The organism is Pseudoxanthomonas daejeonensis (assembly GCF_010093205.1).
Classification (GTDB): domain Bacteria; phylum Pseudomonadota; class Gammaproteobacteria; order Xanthomonadales; family Xanthomonadaceae; genus Pseudoxanthomonas; species Pseudoxanthomonas daejeonensis.
In genome coordinates this window covers 132529-157326 of sequence record NZ_PDWN01000004.1, presented here as the reverse complement: position 1 = coordinate 157326, position 24798 = coordinate 132529, and the positions used below count along the sequence as shown (strand labels likewise).

Here is a 24798-nt window from a genome sequence, read left to right as displayed (position 1 = left end):
AGTGGCGGGCGCGCCGGGCCTGGCGGTGCCCTCGCCCCTGCGCGAGCCCGGCTACCGGGTCCTGCTTGGCTACCGGCTGTGCGCGATCCTCTCCTACCAGATCGTCGCAGTCACCGTCGGCTGGCATGTCTACGAACTGACCCGCAATACATTCGCGCTGGCCCTGGTCGGCCTGGCCGAAGTGCTGCCGTTCATCGGCATGGCCCTGTTCGCCGGCTACCTGGTCGACCACCTGCCCAAGCGGCGCCTGGGTGCGACCGCCTGCGCCGGGCTGGCCACCACCGCGTTGCTGCTGACCCTGATTTCCACCGGCCACCTGGCCCCGGGCCAGACCTGGCCGATCTACGCGGCGATCGTGCTCACCGGCCTGGTGCGTTCGTTCCTCACGCCTGTCTATACCGCCCTGTTCGCCCAGGTACTGCGTCGCGAGCAGTTCGCGCGCGGGGCCAGCATCGGCAGCATCGCCTTCCAGACCGCGCTGGTCTGCGGACCGGCACTGGGCGGGGTGATGGTCGGCTGGGCCGGGAAGACCGCGGCCTACGCGCTGGCCGCGGTACTGGCCCTGGTCGCCGGCGCCGTGCTGCTGTCGTTGCGGGTGGCCGAGCCGCGCGCGGAAGGCCCGCGCGCGCCGGTGTTCACCAGCATTGGTGATGGCCTGCGTTTCGTGTTCAACAACCAGATCATGCTCGCCGCGCAGGCGCTGGACCTGTTCGCAGTCCTGTTCGGCGGTGCGATCTCGCTGGCGCCGGCGTTCATCGCCGAGATCCTGCACTACGGACCGGAAGGACTGGGCATCCTGCGCGGCGCACCGGCGCTGGGCGCGGTCGCGGTCGGCATCGTGCTCGCCCGCAGGCCACCGGGACGCCACGCCGGGCGCCTGTTGCTGTGGGCCGTGGCCGGGTTCGGCGTGTGCATCATCGGTTTCGGCCTGTCGCAGCACTTCTGGCTGTCGGCCCTGTTCCTGCTGCTATCGGGCATCTGCGATGGCGTCTCGGTGGTGATGCGCACGACCATCATGCAGCTGGTCACCCCGGATGGCATGCGCGGCCGGGTCGCCTCGATCAACGGCATCTTCATCGGCTCGTCCAACGAGCTGGGCGCGTTCTACGCCGGCTCGATGGCCCGCTTGCTGGGCCTGGTCCCGGCGGTGGTGCTGGGCGGCTTCGTCACGCTGGGCGTGGTCGCCACCACCGCGGTCAAGGCGCCGAACCTGCGGCGGCTGGACCTGAAGGACCTGCAATGAGGACCACGACCAGGCACGTGCGCACCAGGACCTGACCTTACCGGCGCCCCGGACGGTCACCAACGGGACCATGCGTGGGAGCGGCTTGCGCGCGATGCCGAAAGACGCAGGCCGGAAATGACGAAGCCCGCCGGAGGGCGGGCTTCGTGGATCGCATCGCGGCGGGGCTTATTCGCCCTGCTGCTTCTGCATGTGCTCCCAGCGTTCCTGCGCGTCGATGGTGCGCTCGGCGGTCAGGCGCGCCTCCAGGCGCTCCAGGCCGATCTCCTCGCCGGTATCCACGCAGAAGCCGTAATCGCCAGCTTCCAGCCGCTTGAGCGTGCTGTCGATCTTGCCGATCAGCTTGCGGTAGCGGTCGCGGGTGCGCAGTTCGAGCGAGTTCTCGGTCTCGCGGGTGGCGCGCTCGGCCTCGTCGCCGATGTCGCGCACTTCGTCCTTGAGGTTCTCGATGGTCTGCTTGGATTCCTCGACCAGGTCCGCCCGCCATTGCAGCAGGCGCTGGCGGAAGTATTCCTGCTGCAGCGGGCTCATGTACTCCTCGTCCGCCTTGGGCTTGTAGCCCTTGGGCAGCTGCGGGCGACCGGTGGTTTCATCCACCTTGTAGTCGATGACACGGGCGGTATTGCGCAGGGACGGTGCTTCGGACTTCTTGGACACGATGGCCACGGCGACCTTGCCCTTCGGCCTCGGGGCCGTCTGCGAGGGCGAGACGACCAGGGTGGAGGGCTTGATGGGATTCTTGGCGGGGGATTTCTTTGCGGACACGGGCTTCGATGTGGCTGGAGCGGCCGCCTGCGCCGGCTTTGCAGGAGCAGGCTTCACGGAAGCTGACTTTGCAGGTGCTGGTTTTGCGGGGACCGACTTGGAGGGGACCGGTTTGGCGGGAGCGGACTTGACCGGCGCGGCCTTGGCCACGGCGGACTTCGCCGGAACCGGCTTGGACACCGGCTTTGCGGCCGGCTTGGTGACGGGTTTCGCGGGAGCCTTCTTCGCCGCCGGCTTGCTCGCCGGGGCTGGCTTGGCGCCCTTCTGCGGGGCCTTGGCAACCTTCTTCGCCGCAGGCTTGGCAACGGGCTTGGCCTTGACCGGCGCCTTCACCACCTTCTTGGCAGCCGGCTTGGCCGCCTTCGCGGCTGGCTTGGCCGGAGCAGCCTTGGCCCCCTTTTGCGGGGTCTTGGCCGCCGGCTTCTTGGCGACGGCCTTCTTGGCAGGAGCAGCGGGCTTCTTGGCCGGCTTCGCGGCCTTCTTCACGGGTTTCTTGGCAGCCACGTACGAAGGTTCCTCTCTGGATTTCCCCGTTACCGGGAAAGCGCGCCTTTATAGCTCACCCCACCCTACGCGGCAACCTTGAACGCCGCCGGGTATCATGTCCCGGTGATCGAACGCCTGCTCATCGCGATGTTGCGCGGCTACAAGCGCTTCATCAGCCCCCTGCTCGGCCCACGCTGCCGTTTCGTGCCCAGCTGTTCGGAATACGCGATGCAGGCCATCGCCCTCCACGGCGCCCCGCGTGGCTCCTGGCTGGCCATGCGCCGGCTGGCGCGCTGCCATCCGTTGCATCCGGGGGGCCTGGATCCGGTTCCCGAGCGCCAAGGCCATCCCCCCTCCTGCTCCTGCCCAGGACACCATCGATGAGCACGCTGATCGTCAACGCCCGCCTGGTCAACGAAGGCCGTGAATTCGATGGCGACCTGCGCATCGACAACGGCCGCATCGCGCAGATCGGCCAGGGCCTGCAGGCCCGCGGCGACGAGAAGGTGGTCGATGCCGCCGGCCGCTGGCTGCTGCCGGGCATGATCGACGACCAGGTCCACTTCCGCGAACCGGGGCTGACCCACAAGGGCGACATCGCCAGCGAATCGGCCGCGGCGGTGGCCGGCGGGCTGACCAGCTTCATGGACATGCCCAACACCAACCCGCCCACGCTCGATGCGGCGGCGCTGGAAGCCAAGTACGCGCTGGCCCGGGGCCGCGCCTGGGGCAACCACGGCTTCTACCTGGGTGCCAGCAACGACAACCTCCAGGCGGTGCGCACGCTGGACCCGAAGACGGCGCCGGGCATCAAGGTGTTCATGGGCGCCTCCACCGGCAACATGCTGGTCGACAACCCGGAAACGCTGGACGGCATCTTCCGCGAGGCGCCGACGCCGATCATCACCCACTGCGAGGACACGCCGACCATCGACCGCACCCTCGCCGAGTTCAAGGCGAAGTACGGCGAGGAAGGCCTGACGCCGGAGATGCATCCGGACATCCGCTCGCGCGAGGCCTGCATCAAGTCCACCGAGCTGGCCCTGTCGCTGGCGCGCCGGCACGGCACCCGCCTGCACGTCCTGCACATCTCCACCGCCGACGAGCTGGCGCTGTTCGAGCGCGGGCCGCTGGTGGACGCGGCCGGCAAGGTGCGTAAGAAGATCACTGCCGAGACCTGCATCCATTTCCTGCGCTTCGACCGCGCCGACTACGCGCGACTGGGCAACCTCATCAAGTGCAACCCGGCGATCAAGGACGCTTCCGACCGCGAAGCGCTGATCCAGGCCCTGGTCGAAGACGTGGTCGACGTGCTGGCGACCGACCACGCGCCGCACACCCTGGAGGAGAAGCAGAAGCCCTTCCTGCAGGCGCCTTCGGGCCTGCCGCTGGTGCAGTACGCGCTGCTCGCGGCGATCGAGCTGGTCCACGAGAAGCGCATGGACATCACCCGCGTGGTGCAGAAGGTCTCGCATGCGCCGGCGCAGCTGTTCGACGTCAAGGAGCGCGGCTATCTGCGCGAGGGCTACTGGGCCGACCTGGTCCTGGTCGACGACGAAGCGCTGACGGTGCGTCGCGAAGACGTGCTGTCCAAGTGCGGCTGGTCGCCGTTCGAGGGCACCACCTTCCGCTCGCGGATCGGCGCGACCTGGGTCAACGGGCGCCTGGTCTGGAATGGCCGCGAACTGATCGGCACCCCGGCCGGGCATCGACTGGAATTCGATCGCTGATGCCAGTGCGGATCGTTGCCGGCCTGCGCCGGTTGCGTGCCCTGGCAGGAGCGTCCGCGCTGGCCGCGGCGCTGGTTCCGGCCGCCGTCACCGCCCAGTCCGACGACCGCGTCGTGTTTCCCGCCAGCGTGCCGCAGGGCGCCATGGTCCTGGGCAAAGTGCCGCCGGGCAGCCGCGTGGAGTACGCAGGCCGCTCGTTGCGAACCACCGGCTACGGCAGCGTGGTGTTCGGCATCGGCCGCGACGAGAGTGGACCGGTGCAGGTCACGGTCATCCGACCGGACGGGAGCCGTCGCGACGCGAGCATCGCCGTCACTGCGCGCGACTGGCCGGTGCAGCGGGTGGACGGCGTCCCGCCGAAGACGGTGGATCCGCCGCCGGCGATCGCCGAGCGGATCCGGCGCGAACAGGCACAGGTCACCGCCGCGCGCGCGCGCGACGACGATCGCGCCGACTTCGCCAGGCCTTTCACCTGGCCGGTGCAGGGCCGGATCAGCGGTCGCTTCGGCAACCAGCGCGTCTACAACGGCAAGCCGGGATCGCCCCACTCGGGCATGGACATCGCCGCGCCCACCGGCACGCCAGTCCTGGCGCCAGCGGCCGGCGTGGCCACCTTCGCCGCGCCGGACCTCTACCTGACCGGCGGCACCGTGCTGCTGGACCATGGCTTCGGGATCAGCTCCAACTTCCTGCACCTTTCGCGGATCGACGTGAAGGCAGGCGACCGTGTCGAGCAGGGCCAGGTGATAGGCGCCGTGGGCGCGACCGGGCGTGCGACCGGGCCGCACCTGCATTGGGGGATGAACTGGTTCGACGTGCGCATCGACCCGCTACTGGTGCTCGAGCGCCCGAAGTAGCGTCGTCGCTTTACCGCCGCAGCGCGCGGCGGCGCGTCTTACGCCCTTGCAACCACCAACGCATCATGGCGCGGTTCGACGTGCGCATCGACCCGCTACTGGTGCTCGAGCGAACGCAGTAGCGTCGTCGTTTTACCGCCGCAGCGCGCGGCGGCGCGTCTTACGCCCCGCAACCACCAACGCATCATGGCGCGGCTCGACGTGCGCATCGATGCGCTCTGGTGCTCGGGCGGACGCAGTAGCGGTGCGCGGCGGCTATTTTGAGGTTCTTCCCCCGACTCCGTGGAGGGTCGCCCGGATCTGGAGTGGCCACGACCGGTGGAGCGGGTCGGCCGTATGCCTGTCCTTCACTGGGGAGTAGAACCTCTTGGGGTCCTGTTCCGTTTCGGTGAGGCCGGGATCTTGGCCTCGCCGCGACCTGCGGCCCACTACGGGGCTATCGGATCGCTGGCGTACATCGGGCTCCTTGTAGGAGCGGGCATGACCGCGACACCGACGTCATCGGCATGGACGACGTCCGGAGGTTCCGGCGGCCTCGGTGTCGCGGCCATGCCCGCTCCTACAAGGGCACAGCCACGCTCAGGCGGTCGGACCGCTGCCGCTGACCGTGGCGACCGCGTCGTGCGGATGCAGGCTCTCGAAGTGCGAGACGGTGGCCTGGTAACGCTCGATCCGCGGGTCGGCCGACAGCACCGAGGCCACGCGTCGCGCGGCGTCCTCGCAGAACATCAGGTTGTCCGCGTTGAGCATGGCAAAGGCCTGCTCGTCCTCGCGCTTGACCGCGGTCTGCACAGGCGTGCCGAGCGCGGCCTCCAGCGCGTCGACCAGCGCCACCAGCGGCAGCTCGTCGAACTGCGGACGAAGTTCCACCTTCACCTTGGCTTCGCTGCGCTGCGCATGCGGGGTCGCGGCCATGCCGCGCTCCGAAGCCAGCCAGTCGCTGACCACGCCGGTGGAGATGGGATGGGTGCCGGCGAAATCCCCGGCGAAACGTTCGGCATTGGCCTGGCGCGACAGCGCCGCCGAGCACGGGCAGGTGCTGGAGTATTCGACCCCGAAACCGAGCACCAGCTTCAGGTGGCCGTTCTCGAGCAGCGCCTCGATCTCGACCGGATAGCGCTTCCAGCCCGCGTTGTCGCTGCGCAACGCACGGCGCAGCAGCAGCGCCTCGTAGCGCAGGCGCAGGCGCGCGCTGCCGGACAGGCCAGCCTGCGAATCGACGCTGGCCTGCAGGATGTGGCGCAGCCCGGCGGGGGTGACTTCGTGCCGGGCGAGTTCCTCCTGCAGCCGCATGTACAGGCGCGACATGTGGATGCCGCGCTCGCCGGCCTGCTTCAGGTCGACCGACAGGTCGACCTGGGCGGCGACCTGCACGTGCCCGCCGGCGCCGTCGGAGACGCGCACGGGAATGGCGATGCCTTCCATGCCGACCCAGTCCAGCGGCCGCGCCAGGATGGCGGGCTGGTGGGCGACGTCAGGCAACGAGGCGGCGTGGGAACCGGGAACGGGAACGGACATGGGTTTTCGCTTGCGAAGTCGGGGGAGGCTGCAATGCCAGCACCGCACGGCGGCGGGCGCATCGGCGGCGGAATCGTCCCGGGAACCGGGACCCGACCGGGACGGATTCAGGCGGCAATTGTAGCCGCTGCGGTGCTGATGGCCGCCTCGACGGCGTGCAACGGACTGTCGCACGCAGGGGTAAAGCGCCCGCCCGGGAGAATTCCGGGCACCCCCTGCCCTCAGCCCTGCGCCGCGCGCCAGGCCTGCCAGAGCGTGCGTAGCGGCCAGCGGGAAGCCGGTCGTGGCAGCTGGCCGTCCGCGAAGCGGGCCAGGCGGTGGCGCGCGAACGCCGCCCACATGCGGCGCGCCGGCGCCCCTTCCACCCGTGCCGGCCACACGGCGAGCAGTTCGCCCGCCCACTCGCGCTGGGCGCTTTCACGCCCCGCCGTGGCTTCCGTATCGACCGGCTGGCGGGCCTGCGGCACCGCCTGCAGCCCCGCCTCGGCCAGCCGCGTGGCCAGGACCTGCGCGGCCAGCGCGCGCGGTTCGGCGCGGGGGCCGCCCAGCACCGCGGCCTCGACCGCCACCACGGCCTGTGCATAGCCGGCCAGGGCCGCCAATGCCGCGCCGCCATCGGCCGCGCGCGCGCGCGCCGCGACCAGCGCCGGCAGCGCATCGGCCAGCGCCGACCAGGGCGCCTCCACCGGCTCGAGCAGGCGCCCGAGCGGATGGCGCGAGCGGTGCCCGGCCCAGTCGCGCAGCTCGGTGCCCCACCAGCCCAGCTTGGCGTCCGCCGGCAGCGGGTCGCCGGCGATGTTGAGGATGTCGTCGAACTCCTGCAGCAGCGCGAACCACGCGACGACCCGCTCACGCTGCTCCAGCGGCACGAACACCTCGGCCAGGCGCCATTCTGGCCAGCGTGCGCGCCACTTCTCCAGGAAACCACCCAATGCATCGGATCCGCTCATGCGCCCATTGTAGGTGCGCCGCGCGGAAGGTCAGTCCTCGATCTTGTACTTGGTCTTGACCAGGCTCAGGTAGATCGCGGCGTAGCGGCCGAACCAACGGTCGTCGCCGGCGTGTTCGGCCTCGCACTGGCCCAGCTTCTGCATCGAAGCCTCCAGTCCTTCGATGTACGCGTCGTACTTGCCGCGATAGGTATTGCGCAGGCCCTTGAGCGACTGGGTGATCGGTGGCCGGCCCTGCAACTGCCAGCTGAGCCCGGCCACGCCATGGACGCCCGACGCCGAGTCGCCGAAGGCCATCGCTCCCTCGGCGAACTTGCTGTACTGGCTGGTGATCGACCAGGCCCGATGCAGGTAGTAGCGGTTGAAGTCCAGCTTCTCCATCGCCTGCTGGTAGCACTGCTGGCAGTCCTCGTCGTCGCCGCACGCCGAGGGCGCCTGGAATCCGTCGTCCAGGCCCAGCGGATCGTACTGGCCGTCGTTGGCGTCCAGTCCCTCGTAGAGCTCGGCCAGGTCATCCGCGGAACGCAGCGCCCTGATCCCCCAGCCCGCGGCCTTGCCGACCTCGCCCGTCTCGCCGGCGACGATGTCCGTCACGCCCTGCACGTCGATGCCGGTGAAGTCCTCCAGGTTGCCGATGAACTGGCTCTGCGCCATCACACTCCCGTGCACCGCGCAGGCAGCCAGCACCAGCACCCGCCAACCCGTCCGCCTGCTTCCCGTGTGTGCGTTCATGCGCGCTTCCTCCTCCAGGCCAGGTACGCCAGCGCCAGCAGCACCAGCACCACGCCGGCGACGACCGCCGACCACACGCCGCGCCCGGAGCCGGCCGGCCCCTGGTACTGCGACTGCGGCACCACCACCGGCTTGAGCACCGGCTTGATCTCGTCCCCGACCCAGATCATCAGCTTGTAGGCGGTGCCCGGGTCCGGGCTGCTCACCGCGACCTGGAACTCGCCCTGGGTGCGGAAACGGAAGCTCACCTGCTCGCCCTTCTCCGCCCGCCCCTGTCGCACCGGCGGCTCCCACGGGTACTTGCCGACCGCCAGGTCCAGCCGCGCATCGGGCTGCAGCGGCCGCAGGGTGACCACCACCGGCACCATCATGTGCATGTGCTCGAGGTAGAAGCGGTGCGGCCCGGCAGCGGTCTTGCCACGCACCAGCGCGGCCCGGCCGTCGGCCAGGTCGGGCACCTTCTTCGGCTCGAGGCGGTAGGCCGTGGCCGGCGGGTCGGCCGCCTGCGCGGCGGGCACGCTGGAAAGGGCCAGGCACAGGGCCAGGCAACAGGCGAACGTCAGGCGTACGTGCATGGGAGCCCCTCGAAGGCCGGCGGCAGCGTGCCGCCCACCCGCACGTACGCAAGGACCGCCCCGCAACTGCCACTCCCGACGCCACGATGACGCCATCGCCCCGGAGCCCGTCCGGGGATCGCCTCAGCCGCGGCCGGGACCCGGCCAGGCCGCCGGTGCGAGCAGCTCCTGCGGCTGGTGGGCCATCGCATCGGCCTGCCAGGTTTCCGGATCCTCGCCATCCAGGCGATAGCCCCAGGTCACCGCGATCGACGGCATGCCGGCGGCGCGCGCGGCGACCACGTCGCGCTCGTCATCGCCCACGTAGACGCAGTCGCGCGGATCCACGCCCAGCTGCCGCGCCGCTTCCAGCAGCGGCAGCGGATGCGGCTTCTTCTCCGCGAAGGTGTCGCCGCCGACCAGTACCGCGCAGCGCGACTGCCATTCCAGCCCGGCGACCACGTCGCGGGCCAGGTATTCGGCCTTGTTGGTGATGATGCCCCAGCGCACGCCGTCGCCTTCCAGCGCCTGCAGCATCGCGGCGATGCCGTCGAACAGCACGCTGTGGCGACCGAGCTCCTCGCGGTACACCTGCAGGAACTCGGGCACCAGCGCGTCGCGCCCGGCCTCGTCCAGTTCGGGGAAGGTCGCGGCCACCATCGCCCGTGCACCCTTGGACACGTGCTGGCGCAACACGGCCAGCGTCGTCGGCGCGCGGTCGCGCGCGGCGAGCATGCGGTTGGCGGTGGCGAGCATGTCCGGCGCGCTGTCCAGCAGCGTGCCGTCGAGGTCGAACAGCGCCACGCGCGGAAATCGCGGCGTCATCGCGGCATCGGCCACCTCAGGCCTCCGCCTTGACTGCACAGGCCAGGTAATTGACCTCGGTCCGCTTCGACAGGCTCGCCCGCTGGCGCAGCGGATCGTAGAACAGGCCGCTTACGTCTTCGATCTGCAGGCCGGCCTCGCGCAGCCAGGCCGCCAGCTCGGACGGCTTGATGAACTCGGCGTAGCGGTGCGTGCCCTTGGGCAGCAGTCGCGCCACGTACTCGGCGCCCACGATCGCCAGCGCGAACGCGGCCGGCGTGCGGTTGAGCGTTGACAGGAACAGGCGCCCACCCGGACGCAGCAGCGTCGCGCAGGCGGCGATGATCGAAGCCGGATCCGGCACGTGCTCGAGCATCTCCATGCAGGTGATCGCGTCGAAACTGCCGGGACGCTCGGCGGCAAGCACTTCGACCGCCTTGACCTGGTAGTCGACCTGCACGCCGGACTCCAGCGTGTGCAGGCGCGCGACCTTGACCAGCTCCGGCGCCAGGTCGAGCGCGGTGACCTGGGCGCCGGCACGCGCCAGCGCCTCGCTGAGCAGGCCGCCACCGCAACCGACGTCGAGCACGCGCTGGCCCGCCAGCGCGGCCGGCGCGAGGCGCTGCTTCACGTAATTCAGTCGCACCGGATTGAGCACGTGCAGCGCGCGCTGCGGACCATCCGGATCCCACCAGCGGTTGGCCAGCGCGGCGAACTTGTCCAGCTCGGCTTGGTGGTAGTTGTGCGGCGCCTCGTCGGCGACCGATGGGGTTTCGCTCACGGGTTCCTCCTGCGCGCGCCGGGTCAGCGGCCCAGCGCGGCGATGCGTGCGCGCCACTGGCGCGCGTTGGCGATCAGGGCGGCGGTGTCGATGTCGACCAGCTCGCGCTGGTCCAGCTTGCGGCGCCCGGCGATCCACACGTCGGTCACCTGCTGGCGGCCGGTGGCGTAGACCAGTTGCGACAGCACGTGGTGCAGCGGCTGGGTTTCCAGCGCGGACAGGTCCACGCAGACCAGGTCGGCTTCCTTGCCCGGCTCGATCGAACCGGTGCGCTCGCCGAAGCCCAGCGCGCGCGCGCCGCCCAGGGTGGCCGCGCGCAGCGCGGTAGCCGCATCCAGCGCGGTGGCGTCGTTGGCCACGGCCTTGGCCAGCATTGCCGCGGTGCGCATCTCGCCGAACATGTCCAGGTCGTTGTTGCTGGCGCAGCCGTCGGTGCCGATGGCCAGGTTCACGCCCGCCCGCTGCAGCGCGCAGGCCGGGCAGAAGCCCGAAGCCAGCTTGAGGTTGGACTCGGCGCAATGAGCCACGTGCACGCCACGTTCGGCGCACAGGTGGATTTCCGCGTCGGTCAGCTGGGTCATGTGCACCGCGATCAGGCGCTCGCTGACCAGGCCGAGCCGGTCCAGGCGCGCCAGCGGGCGCTGGCCGTATTCCTTCAGCGAGTCGCTGATTTCCTGCGCGGTCTCGTGCGTATGCAGGTGGACCTGCATGTCCAGCTGGTCGGACAGCATGCGCACGCGCTCGAAGTTGGCGTCGCTGACCGTGTACGGCGCGTGCGGCGCGAACGCGGTGGCCACCAGCGGGTCGTCGCGCCAGGCGTCGTGGACCTCGCCGGCCTTGTCGAAGTACTCGTCGTCGCTGCGCGCCCACGCCGTCGGGAAATTGATCACCGGCAGGCCGACCAGCGCGCGGAAACCGTGGCGCTTGTAGACCGCGGCCTGCACGTCGGGGAAGAAGTAGTTTTCGTTGGCGCAGGTGGTGCCACCGCGCAGCATCTCGGCGATCGCCAGGGCCATGCCGTCGGCCACGAAATCCGGCCCGATCACCGCCGCCTCGACCGGCCAGATGTGCTGCTGCAGCCAGGTCATCAGCGGCAGGTCGTCGGCGATGCCGCGCAGCAGGGTCATCGGATTGTGGGTGTGGGCGTTGACCAGGCCCGGGATCAGCACCGCATCCGGGCGCTGCACCACTTCGGCCGCGGCGAACAGCATCCGCGCCTGCGCGGTCGGCAGCACGGCGACGATGCGCCCGCCGGAAACGGCGACGGCGTGATCCTCCAGGACCACGCCGTGCGGTTCGACCGGGACCACCCAGCCGGCTTCGATGAGCAGGTCGCAGGCCTGCAGGTCACGCGCTTGCAGATCACCCGTCTGGCGCAGGCCGGCTTCGCTCATCGGCTTACTTCACGCGCGAGACGTACTCGCCCGAACGGGTGTCGACCTTGATCGTTTCTTCCTGGCCCACGAACAGCGGCACGCGGACCACCGCGCCGGTCTCCAGGGTGGCCGGCTTGCCGCCGCCACCGGAAGTGTCGCCGCGGACGCCCGGATCGGTCTCGGTGATCTTCAGCTCGACGAAGTTCGGCGGCTGAACCGCGATCGGCGATCCGTTCCACAGGGTCACCACGCAGGGCTCCTCGCCCTTCAGCCACTTCTCGGCGCCGGCCATGCCGGCCTTGTCGGCCTGCACCTGCTCGAAGGTGTCCTGCTGCATGAAGTGCCAGTACTCGCCATCCGAATACAGGTACTGCATGTCGGTATCGACCACGTCGGCGGCCTCGACCGAGTCGGTCGACTTCATCGTCACTTCCTGCACGCGGCCGCTCTTGATCAGGCGGTACTTCACGCGGGTGAAGGCCTGGCCCTTGCCCGGCTTGACGTACTCGGTGTCGCTGATGATCGCCGGCTCGTTGTTGATCAGGATCTTCATCCCGTTCTTGACGTCGTTCATGCCGTAAGAGGCCATGGGAACTCCTTGGGGTATGGCAGGGCCGCCGCAGGACACCGCGGCCTGGCAGTTAGAATGTGGGGAGCCCGCCGGAGCCCGGCGGGTGTGTCTTCTCAGGCCCCACATGATACCTGCAGCCCCCCTGCCCCTGCAGCCGGAAACCGCTCTGGCCCCCACACCCGCCACGCTGCCCCCTGCTCCGCACTGGCAGCGGCTGTGGCGCGAGGCCGTGCGCGACCCGCGCGAGCTGCTGGCCGGGCTGGGCCTGGACGCCGCCGCAGCCGGAATTTCCGACGCGGCCGCTGCCAGCTTCCCCCTGCGAGTGCCACGCGGTTTCATCAAGCGGATGCGGCCCGGCGACCTGAACGATCCGTTGCTGCGCCAGGTGCTGCCGGTCGGCCTGGAGGAGCGGGTCGTCCCCGGCTTCGGCCTGGACGCGGTCGGCGACGGCGCGGCGAAGAAGGCCGAGGGCGTGATCCAGAAATACCGCGGCCGGGCCTTGCTGGTGGCCACCGGCAGCTGTGCCGTGCACTGCCGCTACTGCTTCCGCCGCCATTTCCCCTACGCCGAGGAGACCGCCGCGCGCGACGCCTGGTCTGCCGCGGTGAAGGCGATCGCCGCCGATCCGACGATCGACGAAGTGATCCTGTCCGGTGGCGATCCGCTGTCGCTGGCCACGCCCAAGCTGGCCGAACTGACCGCGCGGCTGGCCGGCATCGCGCACCTGAAGCGCCTGCGCATCCACAGCCGCCTGCCGGTGGTGCTGCCCGAACGGGTGGACGGCGAACTGCTGCAGTGGCTGTCCGCCCTGCCCTGGCCGGTGGCGTTCGTGATCCACGCCAACCACGCCAACGAGTTCGATGCCCAGGTCGATGCCGCGATGGCACGCCTGCGCGGCGCCGGCGTGCAACTGCTCAACCAGGCCGTGCTGCTGCGCGGCGTCAATGACAGCGTCGAGGCCCTCGCCGGCCTGTCCGAGCGCAGCTTCGCCGCCGGCGTGCTGCCCTACTACCTGCACCAGCTGGACCGGGTCGAAGGCGTGGCCCATTTCGAAGTGCCCGACGACGAGGCGCTCAGCCTGCATGCCGCCCTCGTGGCACGCCTTTCCGGCTACCTGGTGCCGAAACTGGTCCGTGAGGTCCAGGGCGATACCGGCAAGCGTCCGCTGTAGCACGGGACCGCCGCGCGACCGGAACGCGGCAACCCGCGTCCCACGCGCGCCGTCGTGATCGCCCGAAGCAACAGCAGGTATCGCAGGAGAGCAAACGAAAACGCCACGGCCCAGGCCGTGGCGTTCGCGTGTTGAGAGTGACAGGCTTCGCGCCCGTGCCGGCTCAGAACTTGAACAGCACCTTGACCGTGCCATCCACCGCGGCGTCGTCGATGTAGCCGACCGCGCCCGGGGTCGAGGCGACCTTCGCCTTGACCGCCGCATCGCTGGCCAGCTCTTCCGGCGCCTTGGCCTTGCCGGTGAAGATCAGCTTGGACCAGTAGCCCGAGAGGTCGGCGCCGGAACGGCCCAGCACCTTGCCCTCGAACGCCTGCTTGGTCGCGCCGGCCTTCTGGTAGACCACCACGGCCGGCTTGCCACCGACGGTGGCTTCACGACCGAGGAACACGCGCTTGACCGCCTCGGCATCCAGCGCGCCGGCCGGTGAATCGGCACCGACCACGACCGAGCCGGCCAGGCAGGGGAAGCTCAGCGCGCACAGCGCCACGCCCACGAAGAACTTGCGATTCATGATCTGCTCCCGGCTCAGTAGGTGAAGACCACGCCGGCCGCGACCAGGTCCGCATCGGAACCGGCAGCGACGGTGCTCTTGAAGTGGGTGTAGTCCACCTTCACCGCGATGTTGGCGTTGACGTCATAACGCACGCCGACGCTGGTGTACTCCTTGTCGCCATCCTGTCCGGCCAGCAGGCCTGCGACGGTCTGGTACAGCGGATGCGCCGGCGGCACCGGCAGCAGGCCCAGCACGGTCTTGTCCGATTCGCTGCGGCTGCGCGACCAGCTGGCGTTCGGGGTCCAGGCGCCGGCACGGTACGCGGCGTTGACCGCCACGGCCTTCTGCCCGCCGATGTAGTTGTCGCCGTAGTCGATGTCGGTGAACTCGACGCCGACGGTGGCGCCGCCGCGGTTGATTTCCGCGCTCAGGCCCAGGAACGACGCGTCATCGCGGTCGAACGCCAGCGCCGCGCCGGCCTGCGGGTTGACCGCCATGACCGCCGCGACCAGCGGCTCGGCCGCGTTGACCTGCACCGAAGCCTCGCCGACCACGTAGCTGCCGCGCAGCGACAGCCACTCGTCGTACTGCGCCTCGAAGGTGACGCCGCCCTGGTCGCGGACTTCCACGTGCAGGGTGTCCTGCTCCTCGTCGACGGTGCCGTAGATCAGCTGGGTGCGCAGGCTCCACTTGTCGAAGTTGCGGCTGCCGATCACGTTGACGCCGTTGTAGTTGCTGTACGGCAGGTTGTAGACGCCCAGCGGCACGCGCATGAACGGATAGGCCGCACCGACTTCCAGGTAGTCCGAGTAGTGGAAGTACGGCGTGCGCTGGCGACCGGCCTTGACCGACCACGACGGGCTGAACTGGTAGCGCACGTAGGCCCAGGCGAACTCCGGCTCCCAGCCTTCGTCGCCGCGGGCGACGACCTGCGCCACCGCGTCGGCGCGGTCACCCAGGGTGGCCGTGGCCTGCAGGGCGAACAGGGATTCGGGATCGAAGCTGATGCTGTCGTCGTACGACAGGCCGGAGACGGTGCTGCCGTCGTCGAACGTGGCGCCGCCGACCACCTGGCCGAACCCGTTGAAGGTGACTTCGGCGTAGGCGGCGGGAGCCACGGCCAGCGCGAGCAGCGCCACCGCGGGGAAATGCTTGGTCTTCACTTCGTGCTTCCTGACTTGAGGGAGAGGCCCCGGCGGGGCGTTCCCGGTATCGGCGCCTCCCCTCGCGGCTTTAACGGCTTCCTAACGCGTTCATGAACCGCACCCTCAAGACCCGGCCTTCCCTCGCCGATAGCTGGATGCCGGATCGCCCCTGCCCCGGCCGTTCGTCCTATCCGGAGTTACCCATGTCCTCCACGCATGGAAGCAAGAAGAAGCTTCCGCTCCCGAACCTTCGCATCGCCCCGCTGGTGGCCTCGGCCTCGCGGCGCCTGCGCTACCTGTCGATCCGCAGCAAGATCCTGCTGCTGCCGGCGATCGCGCTGGCCGGCCTGCTCGGCTACTTCGTCTATTCCGCCGCGGTGCTGCGTGCGAACACCGGCACCCTCGAAGGCTTCGCCGAGCGCACCCTGCCGGTGATGACCCTGTCGGCCCAGGCCAACCAGGGCCTGATCGAGACCCAGGGGCTGTTCACCCAGGCCCTGGGCGACCGCGACGAATTCCTGATCGAGGACGCCAACAAGCAGGCCTCGATCACCCGCGAGCGGCTGCTCGAGATCAAGGCCACCGATGCGGCCTATGCCAAGCGCGTCGACGCGCTCGCCGCGCTGTGGGACCGCTACGTCGAGCGCAGCGGAACGGCCGTGACCGGCATGATCGCCGGCAACGGCGACATGGAAGCCTTCCAGGCCCTGGCCGCGGAAAAGCAGGCTGCGTTCGAGCAAGTGCGCAACGAACTGGCACGGCTGGCCAAGGACAGCGAGGCGTCCTCGCAGGCCGCGATTGCTGGCGCCACCGCGCGTTCGCGCAGCGCGCTCAAGGTCGGCCTGGGCATCGTCGTCGTCCTGTCGCTGCTGGCGCTGGTCACCGTGCTGCTGGTCGACGCCGCCATCCGCCATCCGATCGAACGCCTGGACCAGGCGATCGCCGAGGTGGCGCGCGGCAACTTCAGCGTACGGGTGGAAGCCGAAGGCCGCGACGCGATCAGCGCGATGTGCCATTCCTTCAACGCGCTGCTGGTGGCGTTGAACGCCGCCATCGCCGAATCCAACGATGTGCTCGCCGCGGTCGGCCGCGGCGAGTTCGGCCGCCGCGTGGACGCGGACCTGCCCGGCGACCTGGCCCGGCTCAAGAGCGGCGTCAACGCCAGCGCCGACAGCGTGCAGAAGACCATGGACGCGCTGGATGCGGTGATGGACGCGATGGCCCGCGGCGATTTCTCCGCGCGCATGAGCAATGAGGTGCAGGGCGAGTCGCGCGGCAAGGTGGACCGTGCGATGGGCCTGCTGCAGCAGTCGCTGGCGGCGCTGGAGCACAGCCTCAGCGGCGCGGCCGAAGGCGACTTCTCGCGCCGCATCGATACCGAACTCCCCGGCGAACTGGACCAGCTCAAGCGCGCGGTGAACCGCTCGCTGTCCGCGCTGGAAGCGGCGTTCGACGAGATCGGCGCCACCACCCAGGCACTGGCCGAGGGCGACCTCACCCGGCGCATCCGCAGCGACTACGCCGGCACCCTCAAGACCCTGACCGACTCGCTCAACAGCGCGCTGGACAGCGTGTCGCAGGTCATCCTCGAAGGCATGTACAACGCCGAGGAAGTGGGCGTGGGCGTGGAGGAGATCGCCCGGGGCAACGCCGACCTGTCCGGTCGCACCGAACGCCAGGCCAATGCCTTGCAGGACAGCGCGGCCAGCATCGAGCAGCTGCTCGTGGCGGCGCGGAATGCCGCGGACAACAGCCGCCAGACCAGCGGCCTGACCCACGGCGCATTGGACAACTCGCGCCAGGGCGTGGACGTGGCCGCGCAGGCCAGCAGCTCGATGGTGTCGATCACCGAAGCCAGCCGCCGCATCGGCGAGATCATCTCGCTGATCGATTCGGTCGCCTTCCAGACCAACATCCTGGCGCTCAACGCCGCGGTCGAAGCCGCGCGCGCCGGCGAGCACGGCCGCGGCTTCGCCGTGGTCGCCACCGAAGTACGCAGCCTGGCCCATCGCACCGGTACCTCGGCCAAGGAGATCCGCGATTTGATCGCCGACGCCATCAGCCGGGTCGGCGAAGGCAGCGGCCTGGTCGACGAGTCGCGCCGGCAGCTGCAAGCGATCGCCGAGTCCAACGAAACCATCGCCGGGCTGGCGCAACAGGCCGCCGATTCGGCGCAGGAGCAGTCACAGGGCCTGCAGCAGCTCAGCCGCTCGGTCGGCGACCTGGAGTCGGTGAACCAGCAGAACAGCGCCCTGGTCGAGGAAGTGGCCGCGGCCAGCGCCTCGCTGCGCGAGCGCGCCCAGGCGCTGCGCGCGGCGATGGGGCGGTTCCGCGTGCAGCCCGGCTCGGCCGGCGACGCGCACGATCCGTACTTCGCCCAGGCGAGCTGAGCGAACCGGGGCCGTCCTTCAACGGGCGGCCCCTTGCGCACGGGTGATCAGCGCTCGAACAGCGCGATGCTCTCCACGTGCGCGGTGTGCGGGAACATGTCCATCACGCCGGCCGACACCAGTCGGTAGCCGCGCTCGTGGACCAGGAATCCGGCGTCGCGCGCCAGCGAGCCGGGATGGCAGCTGACATAGACGATCCGCTCGATGTCCTTGAGCGGCAGCTGCTTGAGCACCTCGTCGGCGCCCGAGCGCGGCGGGTCCAGCAGCAGCCGGTCGAAGCCCTGCCGCATCCACGGCGTGCCACGCTGGTCCTGGGCCAGGTCGGCGGCGAAGAACTGCGCGTTGGCCAGCCCGTTGCGCTGGGCGTTGGCGCGCGCACGCACGACCAGCCCGGCATCGCCCTCCACGCCCACCACCTCGCGCACCTGGCGTGCGATCGGCAGGGTGAAGTTGCCCAGGCCGCAGAACAGGTCCAGCACCCGGTGGCCAGGCTGCAGGTCGAGCATCTCCAGCGCCCGCGCGATCATCGACTGGTTGAGCCGCGCATTGACCTGGATGAAATCCAACGGCTCGAAGGCGAGTTCCACGTCCCACTGCGGCAGCCGGAACGACAGCTTGGGCGCCTCGCCTTCCAGCGCATGCACCGTGTCGATGCCCTTGGGCTGCAGGAAGATGGTGAATCCCTGCTCGCGCCCGAACGCGGCCAGCGCCGCGCGATCGGCTTCGGACAGCGGCTGCAGGTGGCGCAGGGTCAGCACGATGGCCTCGTCGCCGGCGATGAACTCGATCTGCGGGATGTGCTCGCGCGCCTCCAGCCCGTCGACCAGCGTGGCCAGGGCCTGCACCTTCATCCCGATCTCGGGGACCACCGTGTGGCATTCGCGCAGGTCGGCGACGAAGCGCGGATCCAGCTCGCGGAAGCCGACCAGGGTCTTGTCCTTCTTGTTGACCCGGCGCACCGAGAACCGGCCCTTGCGCCGGTAGCCCCAGCTGTCGCCGGTCAGCGGCGGCAGCACCGCGCCCGGGCTGACCTTGCCGATCCGCTCCAGGTTCTCCAGCAGCACGCGCTGCTTGGCGATGATCTGCCGGTCCTCGGCCAGGTGCTGCAGCACGCAGCCGCTGCAGGTGCCGAAGTGCGGGCAGCGCGGCTGGACGCGCTCGGGCGACGCCTCAAGCACCTCCAGCGTGCGGGCCTCGTCGAAGCGCTTGCTGCGTGCGGTGGGCTCGGCCAGGACGGTCTCGCCGGGCAGCGCCCCCGAGATGAATACGGCTTTGCCGTCGTCGCGGCGTGCGACACCGCGTCCATCGTGGCTGAGGTCGAGGATCTGGATCTGGAACGGGGTACGGTCGAATCGGGCCACGTGGCGAAGGCTGCGGGGGCGGTCAGGGCCGGCCATTGTCCCAGATCGGCGCCGTCCGCCGTACCGTCCGGCCACGAAACAGCCTGGGATACCGCCGGCGCACCATGACTATCCGCCGATTGCCCCGCCGAATGTGAGCGCTAATATGGACCCAGCCGACAAGGAGTCAGCCGCATGGAAACGCGAGATCCCGCCCCGCTTCCCCGCGTCCTGCTGGTCGAGGACGACACGATCAGCCAAGCCTACTTCCGCGCCGTCCTCGAGGGACTGCCGACCACGGTCGACGCGGTCGCCAGCCAGGCCTGTGCCATGGCCCGCGCCGATACCACCCGCCACGACCTGTGGCTGATCGACCTGACCCTGCCGGACGGCTCGGGCATCGACCTGCTGCTCAAGCTGCAGGCGCGCTGGCCGCAGTCGCCACCGGCCCTGGCCCATACCGCCGACGCGGATCCCGACGTGCGCCTGCCGGCCCTGCAAGCCGGATTCCGCGACGTGCTAGTCAAGCCGCTGGCGACCGCCGAGCTGTCGGGCGCGGTGCGCCAGGCGCTGGCCGAAGCCGGTGGCCTGCCGGACTGGGACCATGCCGCCGCGGCCGCCGCGCTCAACCATGACCCGACCAACGTGCAGGCGCTGCGCCGCCTGTTCCTGGAGGAACTGCCCGGCGCGCGCGACGAGGTCCTCAACAGCGCGCAACGCGGCGATGCCGGCACCCTGCGCGCACGCCTGCATCGGCTGCAGGCCGGGTGCGGCCTCGTGGGTGCCAAGCGGCTGGGCGCGGCGGCGGAACTGCTGCGGCGCACCCCGGAGTCGCGCACCGCGCTGGAACGCTTCGACCACGCCGCACGCGACCTGCTCTCCTGACGGCGAGGCCGGCGCCGGAACCCGGCACCGCCCAGCCCTTCGCTTCCCGCGTGGCGAATCAACCCAGCGTGGCGGCGCGCTCGTACCAGTCGACCTTGCGCGTGATCCACATGATCGCGGCGAGGATGCCGAACAGCAGCAGCGAGCCCATCAGCAACGCGTTGTCTTCCGACACCAGCAGGCTGTAGAGCGCGCCGTAGAGCGCGGTCAGCATCGTGGCGAACAACCCCGCGCGCCACCCGCTCTTCAGCACGCCCGACAGGTACACGAACTGCAGTCCGATGCAGGCCACGGCGGCAACGAGGTAGGCCTTCCAGAACGCCATGTGCTCGGACAGGCCCAGCAGCAGCAGGAAGAAGATCGCCAGGGCCAGCCCGACCAGCAGGTACTGCAAGGGATGGATGCGCAACTGCTTGACCAGCTCGAACAGGGCGAAGCCGACGAAGGTCAGCACCACGAACAGGATCCCGTACTTGCTGGCCCGATCGGCCTGGGTATAGACGTCGACCGGATCGACCAGGCTCAGCACGACGCTGTCCACGCCCCGGTCGGCCTCGCCCGGCAGCGTGTAGGCGCCTGCACTGCCCGGGCGCATCGTCAGCCGTGCGGTGTCCGCGTCGTGGACCTGCGACTGCGCCGCGCTGGCCAGCGACGAGATGTTCCAGGAGGCCTCGAAACCGCTGGTATCGATGCTGCGCTGGTTGGGCAGGAAACGACCACTGAACAAAGGATGCGGCCATGCCGACTGCAGTTCGATCCGGTTGCTGTCGGCGACCGGCACGATGCCCAGCGACTGCGTGCCTGCGACCGTCATCGCCAGATCGACCGTGCTGGCCGGCAACGAGCGCGGCGGGATCGGCAGGCCTTCGACCACGACCTGGCCGGTGCGCGGCGCCGGCAACGCGGCATGCACGCCGTCCATGCGCGCAGCCAGCACACCGGTGCCGGGCTGCAGTTCCAGCGCCCGGCCGTCGGCCTTCAGCGAAGGCGTTCCGACCAGGCCCCGCACGTCGGCCAGGCCCAGCACCAGGTAGGGCTCGCCATACTCGCGCCCGGTCACCGCCGGCACCGGCATCGCCGCGAACGCGGCCTGCACGTCGGCCTTCCACTGGAACACGCGCACGTCGTACAGGCCAATGCGTCGCACGTCCGGTTCGATGACGCCGCCGGCGGCCAGCGTGGCGGGGGTCTGCAAGAGGTAGCCTTCGACCGTTTCCTCGCGCAGCTCGAGGCGGCCGTCGCTGCCGGTGGCGTTGACCCGGCGCGTCTCCTTCCACGGCAGCACGCGCATCGGCCCGACCAGCTGCTGCGGCCCGGCCATGCTCTGCGACACGCGTTCGACGGCCTGGCCGCGGTAGCGCTCGCGGTCCTGGATCAGTCCGCGGATCATCGTGAGCGGGATCAGCAGCAACAGCACCAGGCCGCCGACGGTGAGGAAACGTAACAGCAACTTCAACGATTTCATGGATTCGCCCCGGGTGGATTCGGGGCGAATCGTGGGCCGGGCCGGTGCAGCGGGCATGGGTCATATTTGAAGTGGGAGTGAAGTGCGCGTAGACCGACGTCGGATGGCGGACAGGCTTGCCCTGCCCGGGGCGTCGGCTTCGCGGACTGAAGTCCGCTCCTACAAAAGAAGCCAGACCGGCCTCCGTCGCCTGCCTGTAGGAGCGGGCACGACCGCGACACCGAGGCGGTCGGAACCACGAAGGCATCGCCTGCATCGAGGGCGTCGGCTTCGCGGACTGAAGTCCGCTCCTACAAAAGAAGCCAGACCGGCATCCGCCGCCTGCCTGTAGGAGCGGGCATGACCGCGACACCGAGTCCATCGGAGTCACGACGCCATCGCCTGTGTCGATGGGGTCGACTTCGCGGCCCGCAGTCCGCTCCTACAACAGCGGCAGCGCGAGTCCGGCTTCGGCGCCGCCGCCTTCGCGGTTGGACAGCCAGGCTTCGCCGCCGTGCAGGCGCGCCACCTCGCGCACGAACGGCAGCCCGAGCCCGGAGCTGCGCTGGCCATTGCCAGGACGGGCCAGCGAATAGAAGCGCTCGAACACCCGCGCGGCCGCATAGTCCGGCACGCCCGGCCCCTCGTCGCGGACCCGCACCCGCGCCTGTCCCGCCTCGACCTGCAGCGACAGCGTCAACGTGCCGCCATGCGGCGAAAATCCGATCGCATTGTCGAGCAGGTTCGCCAGCGCCTGCCGCAGCAGGAAGGCATCGCCGCTGACTTCGACCGGGGTCGTGGCGTCCTCGATGCGCAGCCGCAATTGCGTGGCCGCCAGCCGCGGTTCGACCGCCTCGGCCGCCTGCCGGAGCAGCGCGGCCAGGTCCACCGGCTCGCTGCGCTGCAGCCATCCGTGTTGTTCCACCTCGGCCAGTGCCAGCAGCTTGTCGATGGTCTCGGTCAGGCGCAGCTGCTGTTGCAGGATGTTGCGCGCGAAGCGTTCGCGCTCGGCATCAGGCAGCGGCTCCTGCAGCAGCTCGGCCGCGCCGCGGATCGCCGCCAGCGGGCTCTTCATCTCGTGGGTCAGCGACTGCACGTACTGCTCGACATAGGCCTTGCCTTCGAGCTTGCGGCGCATCTGTTCCAGCGCACGGCCCAGGTCGCCGATCTCGTCGCGGCGCGGCGGCGGCGGCGGTACCGGCTCGCCCGCCGCGACCCCCTGCGCATAGCGGTTCAAGCGCCCGATACCGCGCATCAGCCACCAGGTCATCAGCACGCCGACCAGCGCCGAGAGGCCGATCAGCCACGCGCCCTGGCGCATGATGCTGCGCTGGCTGGCCTCGATGAACGGCTCGATGCTGCGGTTGGGCTTGGCCACCGTCAGCACGCCGGTGAGCGTGCCCGGTGCGTCCGGATCGAACACCGGCGCAGCCACGTGCATCACCGTGCGCTCGCTGCCGGGCGCTTCGGGGCTGGAGCGGGCGCCGTACTCGCCGCGCAGGGTGCGGTACACGTCGTTCCAGCGCGAGTTGTCGCGGCCCAGGTCGCGCCCTTCCGAGTCGAACACGACGATGCCGCGTGCATCCGTCACCGTGACCCGGTAATCGATCCGCTCCTTGGGGAAACTCCAGATCATCGCGTCCGGATCGCGTCCCCTGACCCGGGCTAGGTCGCGCGCGAAACGCCCCCCGGTGATCTCTCCCGCCTTGAGGTCGTCGGCGGCCATCGCCGCCAGCACGTTGGCGGTGTCGACCAGGGTGGATTCCATCGCCTGGCGCACGCCCGGCTTGACCTCGTCGACGAACACGCGCATCACGAAGAACGCGGCCAGGCCGACGATCAGGAAGAAGCCCAGGACCAGGCGCAGCCCCAGGCGCACTCAGGCCTCGATCGCGTAGCCGACGCCGCGGTGGGTGCGGATCGGGTCGGGCTCGGCGCCGGCCGCGCGCAGCTTGGCGCGCAGGGTCTTGATGTGGGTATCCACGGTGCGGTCGCTGCTGTCGGCGTCGCTGTCCCAGCCGCGGTCCATCAGCTGGGCGCGGCTGAGGATCGCACCGGGCCGCTGCAAGAGCGCTTCGAGCAGGACGTATTCGTAGCGGGTCAGGTCCAGTGCCTGGTCGCGGTAGCGGATGCGGTGGCCGCTGCGGTCCACGGCGAAGTCGCCGCGCCCGGTCCAGCCATCTCCGTCCACCGGCGCGTCGCCGGTGACGCCGGTTGCAGCGTGGCGGCGCAGCCGCGCCCGTACCCGCGCGACGAGTTCGCGCGGCGAGAACGGCTTGGCCATGTAGTCGTCCGCGCCCAGCTCCAGGCCCAGCACCCGGTCGATCTCGTCGTTGCGCGCGGTCAGGAAGATCACCGGTATGTCGCTGAAGCCGCGCAGCCGCCGGCACACGTCGAAGCCGCTGATGTCGGGCAGGCCGACGTCCAGCACCAGCACGTCGATGCCGCCGCTGCGCACCCGCTCCAGCGCCTGCAGGCCCAGCAGGCAGTGTTCGGCCTGCAGCCCCTCGCTGCGCAGCGCGTACAGCAGCGCGTCGGCGATGGCGGACTCGTCTTCGGCGATCAGGACCAGGGGTGCGGGCGGCATGGCGCAAGCATAGTCCGCACCCGGCACCGCGGCTATGCTGGGTGCATGAACTACCGACACGCCTTCCACGCCGGCAACCATGCCGACGTGCTCAAGCACATCGTCCTGCTGGCCATGCTCGATGCGCTGATGCGCAAGGACGCCCCGTTCTTCGTCCTCGACACCCATGCCGGGCGCGGGCGCTACCTGCTGCGCGGCGGCCAGGCCACGCGCACGGCCGAAGCCGCCACGGGCATCCTGCAGCTGGCCGGGGCGAAGAAGCCGCCCGCGGCGATCGCCCGCTACCTGCGCGCGGTGGCCGCCGACAATCCGGTCGATGCCCTGATCGCCTATCCCGGCTCGCCGCTGCTGGTGGCGCAGGCGATGCGCCCGCAGGACCGCCTCGCCGCCTGCGAACTGCAGCCCGACGAAGCCGCCGCGCTCAAGGAACTGTTCGCGCACGATCCGCGCGTGGCCGCCCACGCCCGCGATGGCTACGACGCCATCCGCGCCCTGCTGCCGCCACGCGTCGACGGCGTGCGCTACGCGCGCGGCCTGGTCCTGGTCGATCCGCCATACGAAGCCCAGGACGAGGAATATCCGCGCGTGGCCAAGGCCGTGCGCGAGGCGCTGGAGCGCTGGCCGCAGGCAACCTGCGCCATCTGGTACCCGATCAAGCAGCGTCGCAGCCTGCAGCCGTTCTTCCGCAAGCTCGAAGCCATTCCCGCGCGCTCGCTGCTGCTGGCCGAACTGCTGGTCCGCCCCGACGATTCGCCGTTGCGCCTCAACGGCAGCGGCATGGCGATCCTCAACCCGCCCTGGAAACTGGACGAGGCGATCGCCCCGGCATTGCCCTTCCTGCAGCAGAAGCTCGGCGAAACCGGCGCTTCCACCCGCCTGGAATGGCTGAAGCGGGAGGCCTAGGCCGATGGCCAGG

24 protein-coding genes are annotated in these 24798 nt (G+C 70.1%); 9 read left to right on the top strand and 15 right to left on the bottom strand.

Annotation, left to right across the window (positions count from 1 at the left end):
- Nucleotide 1: 1 nt before the first annotated feature.
- A complete protein-coding gene (locus CSC65_RS05545; RefSeq protein WP_238390291.1) occupies nucleotides 2–1243 on the top strand; it encodes an MFS transporter in 1242 nt (413 codons plus the stop codon).
- A 168-nt stretch (nucleotides 1244–1411) separates the two neighbouring features.
- Here CSC65_RS05545 and dksA read toward each other — a convergent pair whose 3' ends face one another.
- Nucleotides 1412–1774: an RNA polymerase-binding protein DksA gene (gene dksA, locus CSC65_RS16355; protein WP_425501313.1), complete on the bottom strand. Its 363-nt coding sequence runs from the start codon at nucleotides 1772–1774 to the stop codon at nucleotides 1412–1414.
- 76 nt (nucleotides 1775–1850) lie between these two features.
- On the opposite strand from dksA, the gene CSC65_RS16350 reads away from it, so the two are divergent.
- From CSC65_RS16350 to CSC65_RS05525, 4 genes are read left to right on the top strand one after another with little or no spacing between them, the layout of a single operon-like run.
- Nucleotides 1851–2594 (top strand): pentapeptide repeat-containing protein, encoded by a 744-nt coding sequence (locus CSC65_RS16350; protein WP_425501312.1) that lies wholly within the window; start codon nucleotides 1851–1853, stop codon nucleotides 2592–2594.
- A 47-nt stretch (nucleotides 2595–2641) separates the two neighbouring features.
- On the top strand, nucleotides 2642–2878 hold the full coding sequence (gene yidD / locus CSC65_RS05535) for a membrane protein insertion efficiency factor YidD (RefSeq protein ID WP_238390297.1): 237 nt from the start codon (nucleotides 2642–2644) through the stop codon (nucleotides 2876–2878).
- Nucleotides 2875–4224 carry a dihydroorotase gene (locus CSC65_RS05530; RefSeq protein ID WP_162409270.1) on the top strand — a complete coding sequence of 450 codons (1350 nt, stop codon included), beginning with the start codon at nucleotides 2875–2877 and terminating at the stop codon, nucleotides 4222–4224. Before yidD ends, CSC65_RS05530 begins: the two co-directional genes overlap by 4 nt.
- Nucleotides 4224–5081, top strand: coding sequence for a M23 family metallopeptidase (locus CSC65_RS05525; protein WP_162409268.1), 858 nt, complete (start codon nucleotides 4224–4226; stop codon nucleotides 5079–5081). The genes CSC65_RS05530 and CSC65_RS05525 overlap by 1 nt, the downstream gene beginning before the upstream one ends.
- A 579-nt stretch (nucleotides 5082–5660) precedes the next feature.
- Here the strand turns inward: CSC65_RS05525 and folE2 are convergent.
- The 8 genes from folE2 to efp all read right to left on the bottom strand — a co-directional run bounded on the left by folE2 (nucleotide 5661) and on the right by efp (nucleotide 12385).
- Complete coding sequence (folE2, locus tag CSC65_RS05520; RefSeq protein WP_162409266.1) at nucleotides 5661–6599, bottom strand: GTP cyclohydrolase FolE2; 939 nt, start codon at nucleotides 6597–6599, stop codon at nucleotides 5661–5663.
- 221 nt (nucleotides 6600–6820) lie between these two features.
- Complete coding sequence (locus tag CSC65_RS05515) at nucleotides 6821–7549, bottom strand: isoprenoid biosynthesis enzyme family protein (protein ID WP_162409264.1); 729 nt, start codon at nucleotides 7547–7549, stop codon at nucleotides 6821–6823.
- Nucleotides 7550–7579: 30 nt separating this feature from the next.
- Nucleotides 7580–8281: a hypothetical protein gene (locus CSC65_RS05510; protein ID WP_162409262.1), complete on the bottom strand. Its 702-nt coding sequence runs from the start codon at nucleotides 8279–8281 to the stop codon at nucleotides 7580–7582.
- Nucleotides 8278–8856, bottom strand: a complete 579-nt coding sequence (locus tag CSC65_RS05505; protein ID WP_162409260.1) for a hypothetical protein — start codon at nucleotides 8854–8856, stop codon at nucleotides 8278–8280. The genes CSC65_RS05510 and CSC65_RS05505 overlap by 4 nt, the downstream gene beginning before the upstream one ends.
- 123 nt (nucleotides 8857–8979) lie before the next feature.
- Nucleotides 8980–9660, bottom strand: coding sequence for a phosphoglycolate phosphatase (locus CSC65_RS05500; protein ID WP_162409258.1), 681 nt, complete (start codon nucleotides 9658–9660; stop codon nucleotides 8980–8982).
- A gap of 16 nt (nucleotides 9661–9676) precedes the next feature.
- Complete coding sequence (ubiG, locus tag CSC65_RS05495) at nucleotides 9677–10420, bottom strand: bifunctional 2-polyprenyl-6-hydroxyphenol methylase/3-demethylubiquinol 3-O-methyltransferase UbiG (RefSeq protein ID WP_162409256.1); 744 nt, start codon at nucleotides 10418–10420, stop codon at nucleotides 9677–9679.
- Between the two features lie 23 nt (nucleotides 10421–10443).
- Nucleotides 10444–11814, bottom strand: coding sequence for a TRZ/ATZ family hydrolase (locus CSC65_RS05490; RefSeq protein ID WP_162409254.1), 1371 nt, complete (start codon nucleotides 11812–11814; stop codon nucleotides 10444–10446).
- Between the two features lie 4 nt (nucleotides 11815–11818).
- A complete protein-coding gene (gene efp / locus CSC65_RS05485) occupies nucleotides 11819–12385 on the bottom strand; it encodes an elongation factor P (RefSeq protein ID WP_162409252.1) in 567 nt (188 codons plus the stop codon).
- Between the two features lie 106 nt (nucleotides 12386–12491).
- On the opposite strand from efp, the gene epmB reads away from it, so the two are divergent.
- Complete coding sequence (gene epmB / locus CSC65_RS05480; protein WP_162409250.1) at nucleotides 12492–13538, top strand: EF-P beta-lysylation protein EpmB; 1047 nt, start codon at nucleotides 12492–12494, stop codon at nucleotides 13536–13538.
- Between the two features lie 163 nt (nucleotides 13539–13701).
- Here epmB and CSC65_RS05475 read toward each other — a convergent pair whose 3' ends face one another.
- On the bottom strand, nucleotides 13702–14109 hold the full coding sequence (locus tag CSC65_RS05475; protein ID WP_162409248.1) for a type 2 periplasmic-binding domain-containing protein: 408 nt from the start codon (nucleotides 14107–14109) through the stop codon (nucleotides 13702–13704).
- Between the two features lie 14 nt (nucleotides 14110–14123).
- Nucleotides 14124–15254: a porin gene (locus tag CSC65_RS05470; RefSeq protein ID WP_162409246.1), complete on the bottom strand. Its 1131-nt coding sequence runs from the start codon at nucleotides 15252–15254 to the stop codon at nucleotides 14124–14126.
- A gap of 185 nt (nucleotides 15255–15439) precedes the next feature.
- On the opposite strand from CSC65_RS05470, the gene CSC65_RS05465 reads away from it, so the two are divergent.
- Complete coding sequence (locus CSC65_RS05465; protein WP_162409244.1) at nucleotides 15440–17626, top strand: methyl-accepting chemotaxis protein; 2187 nt, start codon at nucleotides 15440–15442, stop codon at nucleotides 17624–17626.
- A gap of 47 nt (nucleotides 17627–17673) precedes the next feature.
- On the opposite strand, the gene rlmD is transcribed toward CSC65_RS05465, so the two are convergent.
- A complete protein-coding gene (rlmD, locus tag CSC65_RS05460; RefSeq protein WP_162409242.1) occupies nucleotides 17674–19023 on the bottom strand; it encodes a 23S rRNA (uracil(1939)-C(5))-methyltransferase RlmD in 1350 nt (449 codons plus the stop codon).
- 138 nt (nucleotides 19024–19161) lie between these two features.
- On the opposite strand from rlmD, the gene CSC65_RS05455 reads away from it, so the two are divergent.
- Complete coding sequence (locus CSC65_RS05455; protein ID WP_162409232.1) at nucleotides 19162–19851, top strand: Hpt domain-containing response regulator; 690 nt, start codon at nucleotides 19162–19164, stop codon at nucleotides 19849–19851.
- A gap of 58 nt (nucleotides 19852–19909) precedes the next feature.
- Here CSC65_RS05455 and creD read toward each other — a convergent pair whose 3' ends face one another.
- From creD to creB, 3 genes are all read right to left on the bottom strand, one after another.
- A complete protein-coding gene (gene creD / locus CSC65_RS05450) occupies nucleotides 19910–21316 on the bottom strand; it encodes a cell envelope integrity protein CreD (RefSeq protein WP_162409230.1) in 1407 nt (468 codons plus the stop codon).
- A 421-nt stretch (nucleotides 21317–21737) separates the two neighbouring features.
- On the bottom strand, nucleotides 21738–23174 hold the full coding sequence (gene creC, locus CSC65_RS05445; protein WP_162409228.1) for a two-component system sensor histidine kinase CreC: 1437 nt from the start codon (nucleotides 23172–23174) through the stop codon (nucleotides 21738–21740).
- Nucleotides 23175–23882 (bottom strand): two-component system response regulator CreB, encoded by a 708-nt coding sequence (creB, locus tag CSC65_RS05440; RefSeq protein ID WP_162409226.1) that lies wholly within the window; start codon nucleotides 23880–23882, stop codon nucleotides 23175–23177.
- A 45-nt stretch (nucleotides 23883–23927) separates the two neighbouring features.
- Here creB and CSC65_RS05435 point away from each other — a divergent pair, with 45 nt between their 5' ends.
- Complete coding sequence (locus CSC65_RS05435) at nucleotides 23928–24785, top strand: 23S rRNA (adenine(2030)-N(6))-methyltransferase RlmJ (protein ID WP_162409224.1); 858 nt, start codon at nucleotides 23928–23930, stop codon at nucleotides 24783–24785.
- Nucleotides 24786–24798: the final 13 nt, after the last annotated feature.